The organism is Labrys sp. WJW (assembly GCF_001676615.1).
Lineage (GTDB): Bacteria > Pseudomonadota > Alphaproteobacteria > Rhizobiales > Labraceae > Labrys > Labrys sedimenti.
Genome location: NZ_LYXZ01000086.1, coordinates 1 through 24,093 on the forward strand (window position 1 = coordinate 1; position 24,093 = coordinate 24,093).

The window sequence follows — 24,093 nt, forward strand, 5'->3', positions numbered from 1 at the left end:
AAGCGGTGGCAGACCTCGCTGACCGGGCGATCGGCCTTCTTGAGCACCGCCAGCACCTGCAGGGCGGCGACCAGGCCGTCGCCGGTGGTGGCGAAGTCGGACAGGATGATATGGCCCGACTGCTCGCCGCCGACATTGTAGCCCTGCGCCCGCATGCGTTCGAGCACGTAGCGATCGCCGACCGCCGTGCGCTCGAGCTGCAGACCGAGCCCGCCGAGATAGCGCTCCAGGCCGAGATTGGACATCACCGTGGCGACGATGCCGGGCTGGGTGAGCTTGCCCTCGTCCTTCCAGTCCGAGGCCACCACCGCCATCAGCTGGTCGCCGTCGATGACATGGCCCTTTTCGTCGACCATCAGAACGCGATCGGCGTCACCGTCGAGGGCGATGCCGATATCGCCCCTGAGATCCCGCACCTTCTGGGCGAGAGCCCTCGGCGCAGTCGAGCCGACATCCCGGTTGATGTTGAAACCGTCAGGTTCGACACCGATGGTGATCACGTCGGCGCCAAGTTCCCACAGGGCTTCCGGCGCGACCTTGTAGGCGGCGCCATTGGCACAGTCGAGCACCACCCTCAGCCCATCGAGCCGCAGCCCGCGCGGCAAGGTGCGCTTGGCGAACTCGATGTAACGGGCATGCACGTCGTCGATGCGGCGGGCCCGGCCGAGATCGCGCGAGCCGGCCAGCCGTGACGACAGATTGGTGTCGATCAAGGCCTCGATGGCCCGCTCGGTCTCGTCGGAGAGCTTGAAACCGTCGGGACCGAACAGCTTGATGCCATTGTCCTCATAGGGATTGTGCGAGGCCGAGATCATCACGCCGATGTCGCAGCGCAGCGAGTTGGTGAGCATGGCCACGGCGGGCGTGGGCATCGGGCCCAGCAGCATCACGTCGACGCCGACAGCGGTAAAGCCCGTCACCAGGGCATTCTCGATCATATAGCCCGATAGGCGGGTATCCTTGCCGATCACCACGCGATGGCGGTGGTCGCCGCGCTGGAAGGCGAGGCCGGCCGCCATGCCGACCTTCATCGCCAGTTCCGGCGTAATGACACTATTGGCGAGGCCACGGATGCCGTCCGTGCCAAAATATTTGCGGCTCATGTGATAACCCTGAGATTTCGAGGCGTGGCTGCAGCGTCGTTTCTGCAATGCCTCAGTTATTGTTTCCGCGTTACTGATATTACCTGCAGAAGCATCGGGCCGGCCGAACCGCCTTTTCGAAGCGCCCTTCCGGCCCGATGCCGCGGTCTCATGAGCAAAGCACCCTCATCGCGGGCATGGCTTGGCTCCGGCTTTCCGTTGCGGTGCGTCCTTGCGATTCAAAGGCAACCCCAAAATCGCAAGGCGCTCTGACGATGCGCCCTACTCCACCGTCACGCTCTTGGCGAGGTTGCGCGGTTGATCGACATCCGCTCCGATCAGCACTGCTGCATGGTAGGCCAGGAGCTGAATCGGCACGGAATAGACCAGTGGCGAGACCACCGACGGCATTGCCGGCATCACGACGGTCTTGGCTCCCGGAAGCGAAGCGGCCTTGGCCCCTTCCTCGTCGGTGATCAGGATGATGCGTCCGCCGCGCGCGGCAACTTCCTGCATATTCGAGACGGTCTTCTCGAAGATCGCATCGAAGGGAGCGATCACCACCACCGGCATGCTCTCGTCGATGAGGGCGATCGGACCATGCTTGAGTTCACCCGCAGCATAACCCTCGGCGTGGATGTAGCTGATTTCCTTGAGTTTCAGCGCGCCTTCCAGGGCGAGCGGGAAACTGGTGCCGCGGCCGAGATAGAGCACGTCCTTGGCCTTGGAAAGGTCGCGCGCGCAGGCCTCGATCTCATGATCGAGGCGGAGCGCCTCCGCCATCAGCCGGGGGGCCTCGATCAGGGCCTGCACCAGTTCCTTTTCCGCTTCGGGCGTCAGCGTCCCGCGGGCCTTGCCAGCACCGATCGCCAAACAGGCCAGCACGGCCAACTGGCAGGTGAAGGCCTTGGTGGAAGCGACGCCGATCTCAGGACCGGCGAGCGTGCGCACCATCGCATCCGCCTCGCGCGACATCGTGGAGGTCGGCACGTTGACGACCGCAAGCGTGTGCTGGCCATGCTCCTGGCAGTAGCGCAAGGCCGCCATCGTGTCGGCGGTTTCGCCCGATTGGGAGACGAAAAGCGACAATCCGCCCTTTTCGAGCGGCGCTTCGCGATAGCGGAATTCGGAGGCGATATCGACCTCGACCGGCAGGCGGGCATAGCGCTCGAACCAGTATTTCGCCACCTGCCCAGCGAAGGACGCCGTACCACAGGCCGAGATGGTCAGGCGATTGAGATTCTTCCAGTCGAAAGGCAGATCCGGCAGGCGGACGGTTTCGCTGGTCATGTCGATCAGGGAAGCCAGGGTGTGGGAAATCACCTCGGGCTGCTCGTGGATCTCCTTGGCCATGAAGTGGCGATAATTGCCCTTCTCGACGATGGCCGCCGAAATCTCCGCTTTCTGGATCGGGCGCTCGACCTGATTGAACCCGGAGTCATAGATCGTTGCGGTAGAGCGGGTAATCACGACACTATCGCCATCCTCAAGATAAGCGAAAGTATTCGTCAGTGGACCGAGGGCGATGGCATCCGATCCCAGGAACATCGCGCCATTGCCGTAACCGACGGCCAGCGGCGGTCCCAGCCGGGCGCCGATGATGAGGTCGTCCTCCCCCGCAAACAGGAAACCGAGCGAGAAGGCACCGCGAATGCGCTTGAGGCAGGCCTGCACGGCCTCGATCGGCGACAGGCCCTTTTCCAGCTCACGCGTGACGAAATGCGCGATGACCTCGGAATCAGTCTCCGACTGAAAATCGGCACCATCTGCGCTCAATTCGTCCCGCAATTCGCGGAAATTCTCAATGATGCCGTTGTGAACGACGGCCACTCGCTCGGTCGCATGAGGATGGGCATTGTCCTCCGTCGGCCTGCCGTGCGTCGCCCACCGTGTATGGCCGATACCGCTGGTGCCCTTGAGCGGCGCCTGGCCGAGCTTGGCTTCGAGATTGACCAGCTTGCCCTCGGCGCGCCGACGGACGATGGCACCGCCTTCCAGGGTCGCAATACCGGCGGAATCATACCCCCGATATTCCAGTCTTCGCAACGCATCCACCAGCGGCATAGCCACTGATTCGCTGCCAAGAACACAAACAATACCACACATGTGCTCTACCTTATCTTGGTCCGAATCAAAACAATGGTGTTTTCGATTAAGGAACTCTGGATAGAAGGCATATTCAAAATGCCTTACGTTTTGTAACGACAGACGGCCGCAACCCGTCCCGGCCCGAAGCCGCAGGACGAGTTTTGCCAGACATTCGAGCAAGCTTCCGGCACCTCACAAAGTGCCTGCCACCCCCTGCCGATTTGTTGTCATGGGACTGCTGGGCAATCGTCAAAATCCCTTGCCGCGACAGGCTGGTGTTGGATTACCCACCCTGCGGCGACCGGTCCGGACACAGCGCCGAAACACATGGAATGGCAGCCCGAAATCGAGCCGCTTCATACTTCCCTGCCTCGCAACTGATCACACCCCGGTCATAAAAGATTCATCAAGATTCAGCCCAGCAAACTCAATACACACAATATGGTCAGAATATGGTCAGTGTAAATACAGCATATTTCTTCTGTTATACCCATATCGTTCATATAGATGAACAAAATGGGGTTTTATCAGCCTATTTGCAATCATTCAAAGCTGGCTTCACCAAGGGGAGAACATTATAAGCTTGCAATCCATTTTCGATGAGTCTAAAAAGCCGACTCGCTGAGGTTGGCAATGCCATAGGTACTGATGAATCGTGCCGTATGGGGCATTGGTTGAATCGGAGGACGGATGGCGAAAGTGGCCTGTGCGCTATCGAGGTTTCTGGGCGCAGCAGTACCCCTCGCTCACGCCGCCCACCCAACAGCCAGAGCCCCGACGCTCCGTTCGGCTGCGCGGACATTGCTGCATTGCAATATCCGCAAAGCCTGTAGGGAGCGGCGCTTCGGTGCGGTCATGCATGTCGGTCCATCGCCATGCGCCGTAACCACCAACCGTCCAAAACGGACATGATGCCGCCCGAGGGGAAAACGAGCGAAATTGGAATTGTTCAAAGAAACAGTCCAAATTTCTTTCTGTAGTCGCCTAGATAATCATCAGTTGAAAACCAAATAGTTGCCTTACTTGCGTCATTCTTTTGTAAAGATTATCTGATCTTTATGGAATTAATGATTGAGTATGGAACCTATACACGGGCAACCACGGGACAGGCACTCTTGAAACCTAACAGATTTCCATCGTCGGAGACCGCCGAGGTGCCATTACTTGCGGTCCATGAAAATGGCCACGCTTGGTTTTCCGTTTCCGACGTCTATTCGCAAGCCGTGCGGGCCGAATGCGCCGATTTGGTCAAGCGTGCCGACAATGTCGAAACTGCCCAGGTTGCGTTGCCGCGCCTGAAATATCTGCTCTCCCGCTTTCCGGGGGAGTTGGACGTCAATCTTTCCCACGCTCTCGTCGCCGAGATGACCCGCGTCCGCGAGGGCATGCTGGAGTTGTGGACCGGCGTCCACGAAAAATTCCCCGACAATTACCGGGCCCTGCAATATCGCTTGCGCTGGCTGTCGCGGCATCAGCGCATTGCCGAGGGGCTCGAGATCCTCGAGCGTCATTACCCCGGCGTGCCCTTGGACGTCGATCGTCGCCTCGGCAAGGCCGAGCTTTTCGTCGAACTGCGCGAAATCACCAAGGCCAAGGCACTGTTCGTCTCGACCCTGGCCGATTTCCCAGACTCCAAGAACGCGCCGCTCGTCTATGCCAAGCGGTTGCGCGAATGGGGAGAATTAACCGAAGCCCTGTTGATCCTGGACCGGCTGCTGGCGACCGGACAAGCCCCCAAGAACGCCTCGGTCATGGCCGAGGAGTTACGCAAGGGCATGGAGGTCCTCGGCCGGCACGTACCGGACTGGCAGACCTGCGGCATCCCCGCCCGCATCGTGGTGCTCAGGGCGGCCATCGACATCTTCCGCAGCCGATCCGTGCGTTCGGTGGTGCCAGGCCGGCTCGGCTCCGTCTCGCTTATCACAGGCAGCCTCGGCACCGGGGGAGCGGAGCGCCAGCTTGCCCGAACCGCAGCCCGGTTGGAACGCACCCGGCGCGAAAGCGGCAGCATCGCCGGCCGGCAGATCCGCGGTCCGATCCAGGTCGTGGTCAAGTCGCTGAGCCGCGAGAACAATCACGACTTCTTTCTGCCCATGATCGCCTGCGAGCAGGTCGAGGCCTACCAGATCGATAACATGACACCGGCCCGCCCGGCGGACCTCGTGCCCGGAGAAAGTGATCTCCGGCATTTGCTGTCCCTGGTGCCGGCGCATGCGGCTTTCGGCACGCAACGCCTGGTCGAGCATTTTCGACGGCACGAAACCGATGTCGCCTATATCTGGCAGGACGGTGCCGTCCTGTTCGCTGCCCTTGCGGCACTCGTGGCCGGTGTCCCCCGCATCGTCCTCAATGTACGCGGCCTGCCGCCGGTCTTGCGACCCCATCTGTTCCGGGGCGAGTACGAGCCGATGTATCGGGCCCTGGCTCGGATTCCCGGCGTCGAGTTCATGAGCAACAGCCATGCAGCCGCCAAGGCCTATTGCGAGTGGCTCGACCTGCCGCAGGAGCGTTTCACCATCGTTCACAACGGGGTCGAGCACCTGCCGCCCGAGCCGAACGAGACCGATGAGGAACGCTGGCAGAAATTCCAGCGCCGCACCGCGGATGCCACCGAGACGATTGGCGGCGTCTTCCGCATCGACGTCGACAAACGTCCCGAACTCTGGATCGATTTCGTCCACGCCTACCATGAAGCCCGTCCGAACGCCCGCTTCGTTCTGGTCGGCAGCGGCCCTCTGCTGCCCCGCGTACGCCAGCGTGCAGCCGAACTCGGTATCGCCGACCGGATTCTGTTCGTAGGGCGTTCGGCCAGCGTCGGTTATTGGCTGGCGAAAATGGATGCCTTCGTGTTGTTGTCGCGTTTCGAAGGCCTGCCCAACGTTCTGATCGAAGCCCAGCTCGCTGGCATTCCGGTAGTAACCACGCCGGCTGGAGGCGCCTGCGAAACCTTCACACCGGGTGTGACGGGGCTGGCCACCGACACGGTCGAGGCGGTCGATCTCGAAGCCCTGTGTGCCAAGGTCGGGCACGTCGTCGACTGGCGGCATTCGGATCCGAGCCTTGCGGATCGCATCCGGCAAATTGCTTCCGAGCGTTTCTCCACCACCTTGATGGTGCAGCGAACCGTGGATTTGTTGGCAAGTCCGCCGGCGGCGGATCCTCCAGCCGAGCAACCGCGGAAATACAAGAGAGCCCGTGCCCGCTGAGCCCGTCATTGACGGCGCCCAGCGGCAAAAAAGTCGCCAGCATAAATTGATATAAATAAAGCCAAAAATCACAATTAAATGTATAATTTCAAATATAATATCCCAACTCGTGAATTATTAGAAATATAATTTAATTAATATTTATTTAATTATTGCCACTGTGCCGTCAAATTCAGATGCTTAATTGGCCTCCTGGCCCAAAAAGACACACAGATTCGTACCGACCGTTTCTGATCGTCTTCCGACGATCAGATCAATTGATCACATGTGGTGATCGCCGAGTGCCTACACAGGCAATATGACGAGTGAGATAGAAGATGGACATTGCGAACGACGCCTTCTCGAAAGCCTCCTTCGGCCATAGCGTCATTCCCGGCCCTGCGAGCTGGACCCAGGCGAAGCGGCGCATGTCGCCTTCGGCACCCGAATTGCGCAACCATCTCGAAACCATGCGCAATGCCTGGCAGGCTTCGAACTGGGACGCGGTAATCGCCGAAGCCGACAAATTGCTGGCGATTTCGCCCAGTCATGCCAATGCGCTGAAGATGCGCCTGAGGGCGGCCATCAATGCCGGCCAGCTCGACAAGGTAGCGCAATCGGCAATCGCCGCTGCCGAAGCGCATCCCTCGACCGCCTTCCTGGCAGCCAAGAAGCTCCTGAGCAGCCAGCAGGTCGAGGATGCTGCCAAGGTCCTCATCGCCATTCGCCATGCCGACGCCGGCACGATCGAGGGTTTCGACGACATCACCGCACGGGTCGGCAGCAATCTCGCCAAGGCCGCCGCCGAGCTGGAGCGGGCTGGTGACCAGGACGGCTATCGTCGCGTGCTTCGCCTCGGCAACGCAGTGGCCCCCGCCGATCCGGTCCTGCGCAAGCGTATCATCGCCCTGCGCAACGACGTGGTGGACCAGGCCAAGCAGACCGATCTCGAACAGGATCCCGCCAGCTTTGCGGCCGCTTGGGAACAGGTCCTCAAGGTGGATCCGCGCCATCCCACGGCGACCAAGCGTCTGGCGACTGCCGCCGAGCGGACCGGCACCCCGGAACGCGCACTTGAATTGTGGTCGCGCCTGCTCGACATCGACCCCACCGATCAGGTTGCCGCCAAGCGCCTCGCCCGTGCTGCCGGACAGGCCGAACTCGAATATACCGGCCTGGTGACGCTCTATCAGGCAGGCTTGGCCGCGCCCGAGGTCGACTATGTCAGCCGCCTGATCCAGCGCGTCCGCCGCGCCGCCAAGCTCGCCCTGCGCGGTGGCGAGGCCCGCCAGGCGGCGCTCCACCTGGCCCTGCTGGCCAAGGTCGGCCAGGACGACGATGAGCTGCAGCTGCTGCGCCGCAAGGTCGCGGCGATCCTTTCCAAGGAACTGAGCGCCCATCGCCGCGAGAAGCGTCCTGCAGAGGCTGCCGAGGTCGCCTATCTCCTGCTCCAGATCGATCCGGAAAACGTGCCGGCCCTGACGGCGGTGGCGCATCACCTCTACCAGACGCACGCCTTCACCGACTCGGCCAACTACTACCAGCGCGTGCTCGAGCTCAAGCCGGACTCGGCCACCCATTGGCTGCATCTGGCTCGCGCGAGCCACCGGGCCGGCGATCTCGCCACGGCCTCGGCGGCCGTGACCCGCAGCCGCGAGCTCGCCCCGGACAACAGCGCCAGCAAAAACCTGGAAGGCTTGCTGAACCTCAAGCTGGCGAGCTGAGGCCCGTGCTTCCTGAGGCCTGGCGTCAGCGCCTGACCTCGCAAGACGCATCTGAACGAAAAGTTGGAGCAAAGGCGCGTTCTGTTCGAACGCGCCTTGTTCTGAGAAGCCGGAGATCAAGGTGAGCAGAGTGACCGAAGCGCCGGAGCTGCATCGTAACGGCGATGTGCCGGCAGAACATGCAAGTCCCAGGACGACCTCCTTCGACGACAGCCGGCTCGAAGGGGCAGCTATTGCCGTGGGCGCCCCCCTGCACGGTTCCGCTTCCTCCGCTCGCCATAAAACCAAGCTCGCCGCTGTTCCGGCGCCGCAGGCTTCTGCTTCCGACACCGAACTCCAGGCCGCACTCGATCGCGAAGCGGCCGCGACACGGCGCATCAGGGAACTCGAAGCCGAATTGGCCGAGCGTTCCCTGGCGGAGGACAACGTTGCCCTCACCACCCGGCTGCAGCAGCTGGAACGCGACCTCGACGTCTATCGCGACGCCAAGCGCAGCGCGGAACTGGCCGTGCTCGACACGCGCAGCGTCTGGAAACATGCCGAGCAGCGCATCACCAAGCTGCGCGAAGGCCATACCTATCGGCTCGGCCAGGTGATGATGACCGGATTTTCAAGCTGGCGCGATGGTATGCGCCTGCCGGCCCGCATCGCCGAATGGTATCGCGACTATCGCCATTCGCTCTCGCTGCCGGCGGATCTCGTGCCGACTGGAGCGGCTCCCGAATATCTGCAACTGTCCGAGATCGCCCTGGCCAAGGCGCAGAAGGAAGGCCTGGCCGCGGCCGAGCGCTGGATCCACGACCAGCGCCCGCGTGGCAGCGTGCTGTCGCGCGTGCTGCTCGATCTGGCCAAGCAGGCCCGCGCCGCCGATCCGGCCGCCGCCGTCGCGCTCGCCAAGGCCGCTGCCGAAGCCGATCCGAACGAGGGACGGGTCAAGCTCCTGGCCTTCACGCTCATGGATACCGGCTCGATCGACGAGGCCAGCGCCATTCTCCAGGAAGCTCTGCGCGCCGGTGCAGCCCTCAATGCGACGGAAACGCGCCGCTATGAAGAGCTGATGGCGCTCGAACGGTTCAAGGGCCAGGGCATTCGCCTGCCCAAGCCCGTATCGCGCAAGGCACAGGGCACGCACCTCAACATCATGCTCTACGTGCCGCAGTCCCTGCCCTATCACTGGTCTGCCACCAGCATGCGCACGCATGCCCTGGCCCAGGACCTGGCGGGGCTCGGCTGTTCGGTGCGGGTGGTGACCCAGCCCGGCTATCCCGTCCGCAATACCGGCGCCTCGCGCAAATCCGGCCCTGACATGGTGGATGGCATTGCCTATCACCGCATGGCCCCGATCGAAGCGGCTCCGGCCATCATCGATCAATATGTCCGCGAGGCCGGCGTGGCGCTCGGACGGATCGCCAGGACGCTGGAAGCCGACGTGATCGTGGTGTCCGGCGAGCTCGAAGCGGCCTATCCCGCCGCCATCGCCACCCGGATGACGGGCGCCGATCTCGTTCTCGACTGCCAGCGCCTGGCATCGACGGCCGATACCACGCCCGCCAACGACCGCGAAGCGCTCTTTCGCCAGGCGGATGACGTCCTGATGGCGGAAGCGAGCCTGATGCTGGCGCGCTGGCCCGGCGCTGCGGAAGCCCTCGCGGCCCGGGGCATGTCGGCCGAAAAACTCCTGATGCTGGGTGAGAATGCGCCCGCCTTCAAGCATGACGAGAAGACTCCCGCCTGGCGCAGCGACCCGGCCCTCAAGGATCGGCTGGTCCTTGGCTATGTCGGTGATCCCTATGAAGACCTCGACCTGGAGGGCATCGCAAATGCCTTCGACAAGCTCGTAGCCAATGGGATCGACGTCGGACTGGCGGTTTTCGGCGTGGGTTCGCGCTTTCTCAAGCTGCATGAACGCCTGAGCCATATGGGCCATGGCGAACGCGTGCTCTTCCCTGGCCGTCCCAAGGTCGGCTCCATCGCCGAGGCCTACAAGGCGATCGACATCTTCGTCACGCCCACTCTCGCGGGTGTGGCCCGGAGCGAACGGAGCCGGTTCGACCTCGTCGATGCGCTCCTGCATGGCAAGACCATCGTGGCGTCCGACGGCCCGGTGGCGCGCGCCATCCTGGGCAATGCCGCGGTCTGGATCGATGACGGCGAGGACGGCCTGGCCGAAACGCTGCACCGGCTCGCCGGTGATGCTTCGCTGCGCAATGCGCAGCAGGAAAGGAGCGTGAGCCGGGCTGAGGAATGGCGCGCCTTGTCCTCCGCAAACGCGCTGGTCGAACGGCTCCGCAAGGCCCGGACGGTTGCCTCGTCATGATGGCATTCCGCACCCAGCCTGCCGTGCAGCCGGTGGATGACGCCGGCGCGAGCGGCGCCGCGCCGGCATCGGCACCGGTACCTCATGAGACCTCGGCACGGGACATCGTCTCGACCGCGGTGGCCAACGGCCTGCGCGCGGGCAATGGCGTGCAGCGCGTGACCACGGCCGAGGTCAACCAGGCCCGCGACATCTCCAACGCGATGCGCCGGCTGCCCGAACTCACCGAGGCCCTCGACAAGCTGCTTCCCTATGTGGTCAAGCACCCGCGCGAGGAGCGCTTCCAGGCCCTGGTCGCCCGGGCGCTCGAACGCGTGCAGGACCCGCGCGCCCTCCTGGTCTGGCGCGGCATCGACGAGCGTTTCCCAACCTCGCGCGAAGCCTTCTTCCGTGTGCTGCGCTGGACCATCCGCATCGACGGGGTCGATGCCGGCAGGACACTTCACACCGAGCGCTTCGCCGAAGAGCCGGAAGATCCCTCGCAATTGTTGATCTATGGCCGCGGCCTGATCGAATTGAAGGACTTCGACGGCGCCGAGGCCGCCTTCGGCCAGCTCGTCGAAATGGACAACACGCCCGAATCCGTACTGGTCGCGCTCGGACGCCTCTATGTCTCGCTGGGACAGCCGATGCGGGCACGCGAGATCATCGAGTTCGCGCGCGACAAGTTCGGCGAGACCAAGCACATTGCCCAGACGCAGGCGCGGATCGAACAGGACCTGCGCAGCCTCGGCGAGCTCGTGCCCGACCACGCCGACAGCGACGACCACCTGCCCAATCTGGTGATCGAGCGCGTGTTCGAGATGGCCATCGGCCAGCGCGAGGCAAACACCGACTTCGAGCCGCGCCGCTTCGTCGGACCGGTGGTGCTGATCAATGGCAGCCTGGGATCGGGCGGTGCCGAACGCCAGTTCACCAACACGGCGCTCGGCCTGAACCGGGCGATCCACGCCGCCAGCCCGATCGCCGATACCGACATCATGGGCCCCATCCATGTGGTCTGCAGCTCGCTGCATTCGCGCGCCGGTGCCGATTTCTTCGTGCCGCAATTCGTGGAAGCGGGCTTGCCGATCCATGAATATTCGCTGTTTGCCGAATATGGCGGGCGCCCGCGCTATTCCCGCGTCAAGGAGCTGATCGGCTTCCTCGATCACCTGCCGACGCAGATGCGGACGGGCGTGGTTCGCCTCACCGACGCGCTGAACTATATCCGCCCCGACATCGTGCATATCTGGCAGGACGGCTCGGTCCTCGCCACGGGGCTGGCTGCCCTGCTGGCAGGCGTGCCGCGCATCCTGCTTGGCGTGCGCACGCTGCCGCCGGAAGATCGCTTCGAACGCAACAAGCCGGAATATGAGGCGGTCTATCGCTCGCTGCTCTCGGCACGGGGCGTCGCCATCGTGGCGAATTCCCAGGCCGCCGGCGAGCGCTACGAGGCCTGGCTCAAACTACCCCGTGGCTCGGTGCGCATCATCCCCAACGGGCTCGATCCCCTGAGCACGGCAACCGACGAGAAGACCCTGGCCCTGACCCAAAAGCTCGAGAGCTTCGAGGTCAAGGCCGGCTTCACCGTCGGCTCGGTCATGCGCTTCGACGACAATAAGCGCCCGCTGCTCTGGCTCGAAACCGCCGCGAGCCTCGCCGCCCGCGTGCCCGATGCCCGCTTCATCCTGGTGGGTGACGGTCCCCTGCTCGGCAAGGCCACCGCCTATGCCGAGGAATTGGGGATCGCCGATCGCGTGCTGTTCACCGGTCGCTCTCCCCGCGTCGGCCATTGGCTGTCGCATATGGATGTCTTCCTGCTGCTGTCGCGCCATGAAGGCCTGCCCAACGTGCTGATCGAGGCCCAGTTCAGCGGGGTTCCGGTCGTCACCACGCCGGCGGGCGGCGCGGCCGAAACGCTGATGCCGAGAGTGAGCGGCACCGTGCTGCCCTCGATCGACAACCTGCAACCGGATGCCATCGCCGGCGAAGTGCTGGCCTGGCGCCGAGACCACCAGGAGCGCGCCGAACTCGCCGCCAATGTCGCGAAATGGTCCCGTGAACGCTTTTCCATGCGCCGCATGCTGGAGCTGACCGTCGATGCCTATCTCGACCGCTAACCCGCGAGGCGACAGCGCATGAAGCGAATGACCGAACAAGACACCAAGGCCGCCGATACCAGGCAGGCGATCGATGATGTCCTCGCTTTGGCCGGTGACGGCCGGATGCAGGACGCCCTCGCTTTGCTGACGCCACCCGTGGCTGCCGTCCCGCGCAATCGCAACCAGGTCCGCCGCCTCGTTGTCGCGCCCGCCATGCGCGCCGGCGAACTCGACACGGCCCGTATCTTCTTGGAACGCCTGGTCGAGGCCAACCCCTCTTCCAGCGACGACCTCCTCACGCTCGGCAGCGTGATGATGCGTTCCGGCCGCCGCGATGCAGGCCAGGCGCATATCGAACGGGCAGGAGAACTCGACCCCGACAATCTCGCCATCGCGGCGGTGCGGCTGCAGGCCCTGGTCCAGGCGACCGATTTCGACGCCGCCCGCGATTTCGCGCACCGCTATGCCGACCGCAGCCCGGACCATGCGCGGCTCGCCCAGCTTTGCCTGATCGCCCTCGCGCGAGCGGGTGATCTCGATACCAGCCTCGTTATCGTCGAGCGCTTGCAGGACCAGCCCGACCTTACGGCCGACCTTGCCCTCGAAGTCGCCCAGGTCCTGCAACTGGCGGGGCGCCACGAAGAAGCGCTGGCCATCGGCCGCAAGGCGCTGGAACAGGGCGGGGAGTCGCCCAGGCTGCACCTCGTCGTCGCGAATGCGATGCTGTCGCTCGGCGGGGAGGACGCGGAGATCCTCGAGCACCTGCGCCAGGCGCGCGACAAGGCCGCCAAGGACGTGCTTCTCCTGCGTACCCTCGGCGAGACGCTGCTGAGGCTGCGGCAGAACGAGGAAGCCGTCGACGTCCTCCGGCAGGCCAGCGCGCTGGCACCGGATCTGCGCAATCTCAAGATGTTGCTGGCGCGCGCCCTGCGCCTGGCCCGCCACTATGACGAAGCGGCCACGCTGCTGCGCAAACTGGCGCAGGAAGCCCCCCATTCGCCGGCCTTGCAGCGCTACACCATCTCGACGCTGCTGCAGGCGGGTCTGGAGGATGAGGCCCAGGGGCACTATGCCGATCTGGTCGGCCGCAAGCGCGCTTATCTCCAGGGTTCCTTCACCGATGCGCTCGCCCGTCTCGATGAGAACCTGGCCAGTGCGCCCATCCCCAAGGGCAGGCTCGCCTTCGCCTGGTCGCTCGCCAGCCGGCTTGCCGGCGGCGAGCCCATGGACCGCAACGCCTGGGAGGATCGGGTGCGCTGGGGCTGCCTGGCCGATCTCCTGCTGCTCGACTGGCTCGAATGCGCTCCCGAACGGGTGGGCGAAGTGGCTGAAATGCTCGACGGCATCGACGCCGCCGTAGCCGGCCTCCGCAAAGGCCTGGACAAGGGCAAGGGGGCCCTGCTGATCAGCCCGCATATGGGGCCGATGTATGCCGGGCCCCTGGCGCTGCACATGGCGGGTATTGCGATGAAATGGCTCGCTTCCGCGCCCAAGATCGCCTCCTTCCCGCATGTCGGCTCCCTGATCTCCACCAGCGAACACTCGGAGTTGGAAGTGACGCGCGAGGTGATGACCTCCCTGCGCCAGGGCAATGCGGTGATTATCGCCATCGACGGCGCCATGAGCCCCGCGGCCCCACGCGTCGGCTGGGAGGGACGACGGGTAACCTATTCCCCGTTCGCCGCCGGGCTCTGTTACCGCCTTGGCGTTCCGAGCTTCATCACCATCCCCTATTGGCAGGATCGCCGCGTGAAGTTCCACGTCGAAGCCATGCCCGCCAAGCAAGAGGGCCAGGAATTCCCCGCTTTCGCCCAGGCCTACCAGGACGCCTTCTTCCGGGAAGTCGAACGGCAGATCCTGCGCGGCCCCGAAAATCTGCGGCTCAGCGGCGGCATCTGGCGAGGCATCCGCTGATGGCTCCGCCTCTCACACATAACAAGTCATCCCCCATCGAGCCTCGCAGGCGTGCTTGCGAGCGCAAGAGGAACGGGATGGCGAGATTCTCATCCACGAAGGAACTCCATCTCTTTTTCGAAACCTGTCCGCCTCCCGCAGGAGGACGGTGACCTACGGACGATCTGCCGTTCCAGGTGATCGACCCACGCAACAGCCCTCAGGGCGTCGCAATGACAAAACGCAAGGAGTTATGTCTTGAGTCAGAAACGCAAGATCGCAGTCATCGGGCTGGGTTATGTCGGCCTGCCGGTCGCGGTAGCCTTTGCCAAGCATGGCTATGACACGATCGGCTTCGACATCGATCAGACCCGCGTCAAGGAACTACAGTCCGGCGAGGATCGCACGCGCGAAATCTCCAGCGAAGAGCTGAAGGCAACGCCGCCGATCTTCTCCTGGAATCCGGCCGACCTCAACAAAGCCGATTTCTTCATCGTCACCGTGCCGACCCCCGTCGACAGTGCCAACCAGCCCGATCTCGGCGCCCTGCGCGCTGCCTCGCGCACGGTCGGCAGCGCCCTCAAGCGCGGCGACATCGTCGTCTACGAATCCACCGTCTATCCCGGCGCGACCGAGGAAGAATGCGTCCCCGTGCTGGAAAAGGCCTCGGGCCTCACCAGCGGCGTCGACTTCACCGTCGGCTACTCCCCCGAGCGCATCAATCCGGGCGACAAGGAGCACACCTTCACCAAGATCAAGAAGGTGGTATCCGGCCAGGACGAGGAAACCCGCGGTATCGTCGCCGACGTCTATGGGTCGGTCATCACCGCCGGGGTGCATGTCGCCCCCACCATCAAGGTGGCGGAAGCTGCCAAGGTGATCGAGAACGCCCAGCGCGACATCAACATCGCCTTCATGAACGAGCTGTCGCACATCTTCCAGCTTCTCGATGTCGATACCGGCGACGTGCTCGAAGCAGCCTCGACCAAATGGAACTTCCTGCCCTTCAAGCCGGGTCTGGTCGGTGGCCATTGCATCGGCGTCGATCCCTACTACCTGACCTATCGTTCGGAGAAGGCCGGCTACCATCCCCAGGTCATCCTGTCGGGTCGGCGCATCAACGACTCCGTCGGCGAGCGCATCGCCCGCGAATGCGTGCGCCTGCTGCTGCAGGAGGGCCGCAAGGTCGAGAACGTGCTGCAGCTCGGCCTGACCTTCAAGGAAGACGTGCCGGATCTGCGCAATTCCAAGGCGGCGGGCATCCTCAAGGAGCTCAACCGTTTCGGCATCCAGACCGCGGTGCACGATCCCTGGGCCTCCAACGAGGAAGCTCTGCACGAATATGGTGTCGAACTTTCTGAGCTGGACGATGTCGAACCGGCCGACGCCATCATCCTGGCCGTTCCCCACAAGGAATATGCCGCCAAGGGCTGGCCGCTGATCAAGTCGCGCCTGCGCAACGGCACGGGCGTGGTCATGGACGTCAAGGGCGTACTCGATCGCTCGACCGCGCCGGAGGGTGTCACAGTCTGGCGGCTGTGACCTCGCGCCCTTGAACGCTCAACGCACCATAGGCGCTTCGGCGCCATGCCTGCTCCGCTTCCGCGGGGCAGGCATGGGTTCTGGCTTCCCCTCGCGTCGACCTGGCGCGAGGACGAGGTCTCGTGCCCATTGCGTTGCCGGGCAGCATCGAGCCCATTACCTCCCCAGCCGTCACCAGCCCATGGCAGATAGAAGGATCATGGCCGATGACATCAGCTGAAGTCCTCCAACAAGATTGGGACGGATATCTCATCCTGCTGCGCCACGCGCTACGCGATCTGCCTGACAACAACGTCAAGACGCGGCGGGCCATCTACAATCATGCCGAAAAGACCCAAAAGCAGATCTTCGACGAAGATGAGAGCGAGACCGATGCCGAGGATCTCGACTATCATCATCGCCTGCTGAGAACGACGATCCGGATCCTCGAAAACGACATCCGTGCCGACATCGACGTCTTCGCCGACAGCTATGCGCCGCCGGATCTGCGCGAGGCCGCCAACAAACTGGCTGAAGCGCGCGATCTCAGGCGCTCCCGCAAGCGCAACGCCGCTGCCCGGGAGGCGCGGCTTGTCGATGGCGGGGTCCAGGAAGACTATCTCAGCCGAGCCAGCCGACAGGACCTGGAGCTGATCGCCCATCTCAGCAACGGGCTGTTCCTGGCCGATCCGGCTCGTGGGAAGAATGGCCGCGGCACCCGGGTTGCCGGTGCGATCGGGGTGGTGCGCGCCATTCTCATCGTCCAGTTCCAGCTCATCGCCTCCGAAAGCCGCTTCGGCATTCTCTGGATGCTGATTCAGCCGGCCGTGTTGCTGACGCTGATCTCGCTGATCTATTTCATTCTTCAGACGCAGTTCATCATGAACATGGACGTGCCGACTTTCGCCCTGCTCGGAAGCACGACTTGGATCATGTGTCGCCAAGTGATCTTCCGGGTCAGCACGGCTGTCGCGCATAACCGCGTCTTCATCAATCTGCCGCCTGTCCGGCCGATCCATCAGGCGCTCGCTTTTGCGGTCCAATATCTGATCATCTACGCCGTGGTCTTCATGATCCTGCTGACCTGCGGAAGGATGGTCAACATGATCACCCTTCCCGCCGACGTGCCGAAGGTGGTCAGCTATGTCATCGCGATGTGGTCATATGGCCTGGCGATCGGTCTCATCTTCGGCAGCATTGCCGTGCACTGGCCGTTCTTCCTGCGCCTGGCTTCGGTACTCGAACGCGGTCTGCAGCTGTTCTCATCGGTGTTCTTCGTGACCGAGCAGTTGCCCGAGGAATATCGCGCCTACGTGCTGTGGTCACCGACCGCCCATGGCATGCAGCTTCTGCGTGCCGCCTATTTCCCGGGCTACGCCTCCTCGGACGCCAACCCGACCTATTTCTTTCTATGTCTGATCGCTGTGTTGGGCGTCGGCCTTCTGGCCGAAAAGCACGCACGGCCTCGCATCCAACCCGTGTGAGGACCATGATCGCGCTCGAACATGTCGTGGATACGCCCATGGTGGGGGGAACGCCCTACCCGATAGCGCTCGACATCACCATGACGCTGCCCGTCAGGCGCTATGCCGTCGTCTCGCCGGATCCGATCGCGCGCAAACCCGCCATCGACCTGTTCGCCGGCCTGCGCCCTCCAACCAGCGGCCGTGTCGTTCGAGGAGGCAGTTGTTCCTGGCCTATCGGACGAGCAGGCTTTGTTCGCGGTAAATTGAGCGGGAGACAAATTGTAGCCTTAATCTCCCGTTTGTATCATCTTGACTATAGATTCTGTATATACCTCGTCGAGTCGATGTTGACTCTGCCGGAATATCTCGACGAGTTCGTAGAGCATTGGCCGGCCACAGCGAGGCAGGAATTAGGGTATATTTTACCGCTCCTGCCGACATTTGACATCTACGTCGTCGACGGCACGTTCCCCTATCGGAAAGATCGCTTCACCTTGCTGTGGAGAGCCCTTTTCGAGCAGCGTATTGACGGTCGCACGCTTCTCCTGTCGACCGTCCGCAAATCCGAAGTCGATGAGTTCTGTGACACCGCCCTCATCCTCAATCAGGGTCTGATCGAAATAGAGAGCCAACTTGACGAAGTCCTCCGCAAATTCCCTCTCCGTCCCGACATCAACGACACTGGACGAGGTCAACCCGAGCCCCTTGTCGACGATCAATTCGCTTAAAGGCGAGATCGCTCCGGAAGAGAGTGCGGCGTTTCTGCGCTACCAGCACAAGGTAAGGCGCCGGCGGCGGCGTTTTTCCTTGATCGGACTGATGCTTGCTTTGCTGCCACTGGCGCTGACGGCATTCTATGTTTTCGTTGTCGCCACGCCTCTCTATACGGCGGAGTCACGGTTCGCGATCCGGGGCGGCGATGTCCAGCAGCCGGTCGGCGTCGGCGGCCTACTCTCGTCCGGCTCGTCCGGCATGGGTGTCAGCGGCTTCGTCGATGGCTACGCCGTGCGCGACTTCCTGCAGTCGCGCGAAGCGATGGACGGGCTCGCCAACAAGATCGACCTTACCAAGATGCTCACCGAGCATCCGGCCGATCCGCTGGTGAGCCTGCCGGACAATCCGTCGCAGGACGAGCTCTATCGGGCCTATAAGTCGCTGGTCACGGTGCGCTACAACATGATCGAGCAGATCGTCGTCCTGCAGGTCGAGGCCTTCACCCCGGAGGACTCGGTCAAGATCTCCAATGCGCTGATCGATCTGTCCGACACCTTCGCCAACAAGATGAACCAGCGCGCCCTCGATGACGCCCTCAAGGTTGCGCAGGAGGAAGTCAGCCGCAGCGAGCAGCGTTCGGCGGCGGCCCGCCTCGAAGTGGCCAACTGGCGCAACCGGAACGCCAATGTCGATCCGACGGGCGACCTGACCGTGCTGACCAATCTGATCGGGCAGCTCGAGGCCCAATTGGCCGCCGCCCAGACCGATCTCGGCCAGCTCAAGGCGACGCAGGGCGACAATCCGCGGCGCAAGAGTGTGGAGACGCGTATCGTCACTCTCCGCAAGGAAATCGATGACACTCGCCAGCGGCTGGGTGGCGGTAGCGAAACGGTGGCCAAGCAGCTTTCCAGCTACGAAAGCCTGAAGATCGCGCAGGACTTCGCCGATACCAACCTGGCTTCGGCCCGCCAGTCCCTGGACCAGGCGCGCGTGGCGATCCTGCGCCAGCAGCGCTATGTCTCGCCGATCGCCCAGCCCAAGGCCGATTACACGCCGACCTATCCCCAGAAGCTGACCGCTCTCGGCTCCGCCCTGCTGGTGGGGCTGGCGCTGGCCTTTCTCGCTTCGGTGACCGGCGGCCTGATCCGCAACGCAATCTCGGGCCGGTGAGGTTTGGCGATGAAGCTTGGCTTTGGCCGTTCAACTCTCCAATTCTCCCGCCATCCCATTCATGCAAGGAGTGACGCGCGATGAAGGTATTCGTTCTGGGGTCCTGCCGTCTGCACAGGCCGATGGAAGAGATCGCCGCCACCGGGCGCTGCAGCCATTATGACGGCGGCTCACGCGCCTATCTGCACTCGGTCGGCGAGGCCGTGCAGCGTCTGCGCTGGATGCGCGGCGAATGCCAGATCCCTGACGGCATGGCGCCCTATGTCTTCTCGACCGAGCGCGCGCCCAGGCTTTCCGCCAATGCCCAGAAGGAACAGGCCAAGGCCGATTTCCTTCTCGTCGAGGTCGCGTCCGAGAAGGAATTGATCTGCGACGGCATCTATCTTCAGCTCAACTATCTCCACCGCCATCTGCTCAGCCCCCTGGGCGACGGGGGCAAATTGTGGTGGAAGGAAATGCTGCAGAAGCGCTGCATCTCGGCCGAAACCGCCAAGAAGGTCATCGCCTCCGAGCAGTTCGCGGAAGCAGGTTTCGGCGAGGCGGATGCCCGCATCCTGCGCGACGCCTATTGCGAGATCGCCGACGAGGGTGCCCTGCGCCAGGGCCTGATCGAACTCAAGCAACTGTGGGGCAAGCCGATGGCGGCCGTGTCCCATGTCGGCCTGCCGCTCCAGGACGGGCGCGTGCTGCAGAGCCGCGAGGCGTTCATCGAGCGCGTCAAGAAGATCGGGGCGGAACTCGGCATTCCCGTGTTCGAACCGCGCGACGTGATCGAGGCCGTCGGCCGCACGCGTGCCCTCGAACGCCAGGGTGCCGATCTCGACCATTACGACCCGGGCTTCGAACAAATGTATGGCTGGTATCTGCTCAACCGCGTGATCAAGCCGAACGCTTCTGTCATTCCCGACCTGGCGGCCTGACGGCCTGCCGCGTCGGTTTTATCCACCTCGGAGCAAAGCGCGTCTTGGTGCAATCGCCGCTCTGCTCCAGCTCTTTATTGTGACGCGTCTTTGCGATTCTTGGCGATACAGCCAAATCGCAAAACGCTATGAAAGGACTGACCCTTTATGCGCTTTCTGATTACCGGCACGGCTGGCTTCATCGGCTTCCATCTCGCCCGCCGCCTGTTGGCCGACGGCCACTTCGTGGCAGGCGTGGACGGCATGACGCCGTATTACGACGTCACGCTGAAGCAGGCCCGGCACGCCATGCTCGGCAAGACCAACGCGTTCCGCGAGCATATCCTGATGCTGGAGGATTTCGGTGCGCTCGAGCAGGTCGTCGCCGACGAGAAGCCCGATGTCATCATCCACCTCGCCGCCCAGGCGGGTGTACGCTACAGCCTGGAAAATCCGCGCGCCTATGTCGACGCCAATCTGGTCGGCACGTTCAATGTGATGGAGCTGGCCCGAGCTCATTCCGTCGGCCATTTCCTGTTCGCCTCGACGAGTTCGGTCTACGGCGCCAACAAGGACATGCCTTTCAACGAGCGGGAGCGCACCGACCACCCTCTCACGCTCTATGCGGCGACCAAGAAGGCCACCGAGGACATGGCGCATTCCTATGCGCATCTGTGGAAGATCCCGACCACGGCCTTCCGCTTCTTCACGGTCTACGGCCCTTGGGGCCGGCCCGACATGGCCCTGTTCAAATTCGTCAAGGCGACGCTGGCTGGCGAGCCGATCGACGTCTATGGCCATGGCAAGATGCAGCGCGACTTCACCTATGTCGAAGATCTGGTCGAATCCATCGCGCGCCTTACCAAGGTACCGCCGGTGGAAGGACAGCCGGTCAGTGAGATCGATTCCCTGTCGCCGGCCGGGCCTTATCGCGTCGTCAATATCGGCGGCGGCCAGCCGGTCGGCCTGCTCGACTATGTCGACGCCGTCGAGAAATGCCTGGGCATGCCGGTGAAGCGGAACTTCCTCGACATGCAGAAGGGTGACGTTCCCGCGACCTTCGCGGCGGCAGATCTCCTGGAGCAGCTCATCGACTACAAGCCCACGACGACGATCGATGTCGGCGTCAAGAACTTTGTCGAATGGTACCGCTCCTACTACCGGGTCTGAGTTGAGCCCGGATTTGCAAGACACCACCGGCCCGGCTCGCCGCGAAGGAATTTCGCGACGAGCCGGAAGCCAGATCCACCTCCCCCGACTGGGACAAACGCCGAGTTGTCAAGATGACCCTAGCCTCTCCAGCGGAGTCGCATACACGCGCAAGCGTGGCACTCTTCAAGCTTGAACGCTTCGCCGAAGCTGCCGAGGAAGCACGGACCGCCCTGGCGATCACGCCCGACGACAATATTGCCCTGCGCACCTTGGCGCGCAGCACTCTGAGCCTGGGCGACATCGAGGGCACTATCGCTGCCCTCACCAATCTCCTGCCTTCTTCGGTCAACGAGGCCGCTGCCGGCATTCGCGCCCTGCTGCGCCATGGCGAAGTACAGGCGGCGGCGCGCGTCGCGGCCGTGGCACCCGCCAGGATCGAATCCTGCGATTCCGAAGTGCTGCCGCGCATCGTCACGCTGCTCCGCCAACAGGCATTGCGAAAGCAGAACCCGGCCCAGGAGCGGGTGGCGGCTTTCGAAATGGCGCTCGCCCTCGCCCCTGACAATGCCGCCCTTCGTATCGATTTCCTGAGATTGCTGGCATCGGCAGGCGAAGCCGCCGCCTTTGCCCGCAATGCCAGGCTCGTCACCGATGCAACCGCCCTTGCCGATGCCTCTGCCACCCTTGCCCGCGATGTCGGCAATCGCGCCAGGCAAGCCTTCCGTGACCAGCGCTGGCAGGAAGCCCATGAATGGCTGCAGGCCGGCAGCCGCCTCGGCCTCGAACAGGCGGCAGGCGATCTTGCCGAGCGCATCAAGGCACGCCGGCTCGCCGAAGCCCGCAAGACATTGGTCGCCAAGGAGCCGGACAGCCAGCAGCACACCGCCGCCCTGCTTGCCGACTATCCGGAGGACGGCGCGGCCCGCAGCCTGCATGCGCGCGCCCTGATCGCCAACCGGCACTATGCGCAGGCCAAGACGCTGCTGCAGGCGGTCTCCGCCCAGGGCGCGGCCACGGCCGACGACTATGTGCAGCTTGCACGCGCCTGCCGGGCCAGCCAGGACATCGAGAGCGCCATCGGCGCCTGCTTCGATGCCCTCGCGTTGCGCCACGAGGATCCGACTGCGCTGGTCCTCCTCGGACATCTCCTGCCGGGCCGGGAATAAACGACGGCCTCCGGGCTCCGCTGGAGGCTGTTTCACCCTGCGGGCGAGGTCGAGAGGCCGCGCATGCGCATATAGATCAACGGAAGAGCCATGCTGCAAAAACAAGTGAGTTTCGGCATTGCCGTCACCGTCTCCCTCCTGGTTGGGACCGCAGCCCTGGGGCAACAAAGCGTGGCGCATCCGGAGACCGTGGACCGCATCCCGCGCGCCCAGATCTTCAACGGTCGCATGAAGTCGCCCGCCAACCTGCCCAATGTCGGCTTCGTCTGGGGCTCCAAGACCCCCCTGCGCTCGAACAAGGTGATCGACAGCTTCTACTACCCCAACCAGCGCGATCTCAACCGCGCCCATACGGCGGAATGGTACAAGGCCAATCATCCCAGCTGGATCACCTATCAGTGCGATCAGCAGACGCCCTCCTTTGGCTACACCTATTCCTGGGGCGCCTATGCGCCGCTGGACACCAGCAATCCCGAGGTGCGCCAATATCTCTTGAAGACCTATATCGAGCCGGCCTTGGCCAAGGGTTATCGTTCCATTGCCTTCGACAATGTCGCCCTGCCCAACACCGACAAGCGCTGCGGCGTCTGGCGCGACGGCAAATGGGTGCAGCTTTTCAGTGGGCAGTCGCGTGATCCGGCTCATACCGCCCAGAAGCTCGATTATATCGGCTGGCTCGCCAAGGAGATCCATCAACGCGGCGGCCTGATCGCATTGAATGCCAAGATCGACCCCAAGCAGCCCGACGAGACAAAGGCCCTGATCAACCTGGCCGATATCTGGGTCGATGAAGGCGGCTTCAGCGACAGTTGCCGGCGCCGCATCACCGACGATGCGTGGCGGCTCAAGCACGAACTGATCCAGCAACGCAAGGATCGGGCCTATGTCTCGATCAACTACACTTGCACGAACGCTTCCGCTTCCCCCGACAATGCCGAATTGTCCTGGATCGTCGCCAGCTTCCTGGTGAACCGCAACAATCGCAGCTATCTCGCCGTGCTGCCGCAGAAGGACACCGGGCGCTGGGTCGAATATCCCAATCTCGATCCACCCGTCGGTCCTCCCACAGGCCCTTCCGAGCTTCAGGGCACGATCGCCTGGCGCAACTACCAGCGCGGCTATGCCGCCGTGAATTTCTCGGATGGGGAATCGGCCACGATCCAGCCACCTGCGGGCAACTGGCGCGACCTGTCCGGCCAGGCAGTCAATGGCCCGATCGAGCTCAAGCCGCGATCCGGCGTGGTGCTGCTCAGGGCGGAAAGCTGATCGGCGCGGTTCCAGACGATACAGGACGTTCGATATGAAAATAGCCGGCTTTCAGCCGGCTATTTTAATTGATCTCTCGCAGAAAAGACCCATGCGGATTGCCGCTTCCCGGGAGCGAGAGCGTGCCTATACCAGCCTGAATAAAGATTGACTCACCCATTCCGTCATTGCGAGCGCAGCGAAGCAATCCAGGGGCTCGAAGGCATGGAGTTTACGGACGAGGACGTCCATAGGCGCTAAGATAAGGCGAGAGGCGCGAGGCCGGCCTCCCCCTTCGCCCCGTTTACGGGGAGAAGGTAAGGATGAGGGGCGGCGCGACCTCACAAACTGACGCCGTCCGTAGCCCCTCACCTCCATCCTCTCCCC

At 63.2% G+C, this 24,093-nt stretch carries 15 protein-coding genes; 13 read left to right on the top strand and 2 right to left on the bottom strand.

Annotation, left to right across the window (positions count from 1 at the left end):
• Both glmM and glmS read right to left on the bottom strand, forming a co-directional pair.
• On the bottom strand, positions 1 to 1,103 hold a 1,103-nt coding region (gene glmM, locus BA190_RS33580; RefSeq protein ID WP_068299073.1), incomplete at its 3' end, for a phosphoglucosamine mutase.
• Between the two features lie 261 nt (positions 1,104 to 1,364).
• Positions 1,365 to 3,188: a glutamine--fructose-6-phosphate transaminase (isomerizing) gene (gene glmS, locus BA190_RS33585; RefSeq protein WP_068299077.1), complete on the bottom strand. Its 1,824-nt coding sequence runs from the start codon at positions 3,186 to 3,188 to the stop codon at positions 1,365 to 1,367.
• A gap of 1,136 nt (positions 3,189 to 4,324) precedes the next feature.
• Between glmS and BA190_RS33590 the strand changes: the two genes are divergently transcribed.
• From BA190_RS33590 to BA190_RS33650, 13 genes are all read left to right on the top strand, one after another.
• On the top strand, positions 4,325 to 6,376 hold the full coding sequence (locus BA190_RS33590; RefSeq protein WP_162275288.1) for a glycosyltransferase: 2,052 nt from the start codon (positions 4,325 to 4,327) through the stop codon (positions 6,374 to 6,376).
• A gap of 317 nt (positions 6,377 to 6,693) precedes the next feature.
• Positions 6,694 to 8,079 carry a tetratricopeptide repeat protein gene (locus tag BA190_RS33595; protein WP_068299080.1) on the top strand — a complete coding sequence of 462 codons (1,386 nt, stop codon included), beginning with the start codon at positions 6,694 to 6,696 and terminating at the stop codon, positions 8,077 to 8,079.
• Between the two features lie 121 nt (positions 8,080 to 8,200).
• Entirely contained in the window at positions 8,201 to 10,396 is a 2,196-nt protein-coding gene (locus BA190_RS33600) for a glycosyltransferase (protein ID WP_156771823.1), read from the top strand.
• Entirely contained in the window at positions 10,393 to 12,498 is a 2,106-nt protein-coding gene (locus tag BA190_RS33605) for a glycosyltransferase (RefSeq protein ID WP_068299087.1), read from the top strand. Before BA190_RS33600 ends, BA190_RS33605 begins: the two co-directional genes overlap by 4 nt.
• Positions 12,499 to 12,525: 27 nt before the next feature.
• Entirely contained in the window at positions 12,526 to 14,394 is a 1,869-nt protein-coding gene (locus BA190_RS33610; protein ID WP_068299092.1) for a tetratricopeptide repeat protein, read from the top strand.
• Positions 14,395 to 14,631: 237 nt separating this feature from the next.
• Positions 14,632 to 15,915, top strand: coding sequence for a nucleotide sugar dehydrogenase (locus BA190_RS33615; protein ID WP_068299096.1), 1,284 nt, complete (start codon positions 14,632 to 14,634; stop codon positions 15,913 to 15,915).
• Between the two features lie 206 nt (positions 15,916 to 16,121).
• A complete protein-coding gene (locus BA190_RS33620; protein WP_068299099.1) occupies positions 16,122 to 17,378 on the top strand; it encodes an ABC transporter permease in 1,257 nt (418 codons plus the stop codon).
• 5 nt (positions 17,379 to 17,383) lie between these two features.
• Entirely contained in the window at positions 17,384 to 18,088 is a 705-nt protein-coding gene (locus BA190_RS33625; protein WP_068299119.1) for a hypothetical protein, read from the top strand.
• Positions 18,089 to 18,179: 91 nt separating this feature from the next.
• On the top strand, positions 18,180 to 19,244 hold the full coding sequence (locus BA190_RS33630; RefSeq protein ID WP_068299102.1) for a hypothetical protein: 1,065 nt from the start codon (positions 18,180 to 18,182) through the stop codon (positions 19,242 to 19,244).
• Positions 19,245 to 19,324: 80 nt separating this feature from the next.
• On the top strand, positions 19,325 to 20,164 hold the full coding sequence (locus tag BA190_RS33635; RefSeq protein WP_068299105.1) for a hypothetical protein: 840 nt from the start codon (positions 19,325 to 19,327) through the stop codon (positions 20,162 to 20,164).
• A gap of 147 nt (positions 20,165 to 20,311) precedes the next feature.
• Positions 20,312 to 21,313, top strand: a complete 1,002-nt coding sequence (locus BA190_RS33640; protein ID WP_068299108.1) for an NAD-dependent epimerase/dehydratase family protein — start codon at positions 20,312 to 20,314, stop codon at positions 21,311 to 21,313.
• A gap of 155 nt (positions 21,314 to 21,468) precedes the next feature.
• Positions 21,469 to 22,461: a hypothetical protein gene (locus BA190_RS33645; RefSeq protein ID WP_068299111.1), complete on the top strand. Its 993-nt coding sequence runs from the start codon at positions 21,469 to 21,471 to the stop codon at positions 22,459 to 22,461.
• Positions 22,462 to 22,551: 90 nt separating this feature from the next.
• Positions 22,552 to 23,727, top strand: coding sequence for an endo alpha-1,4 polygalactosaminidase (locus BA190_RS33650; RefSeq protein WP_068299114.1), 1,176 nt, complete (start codon positions 22,552 to 22,554; stop codon positions 23,725 to 23,727).
• The last annotated feature ends 366 nt before the right edge of the window (positions 23,728 to 24,093 follow it).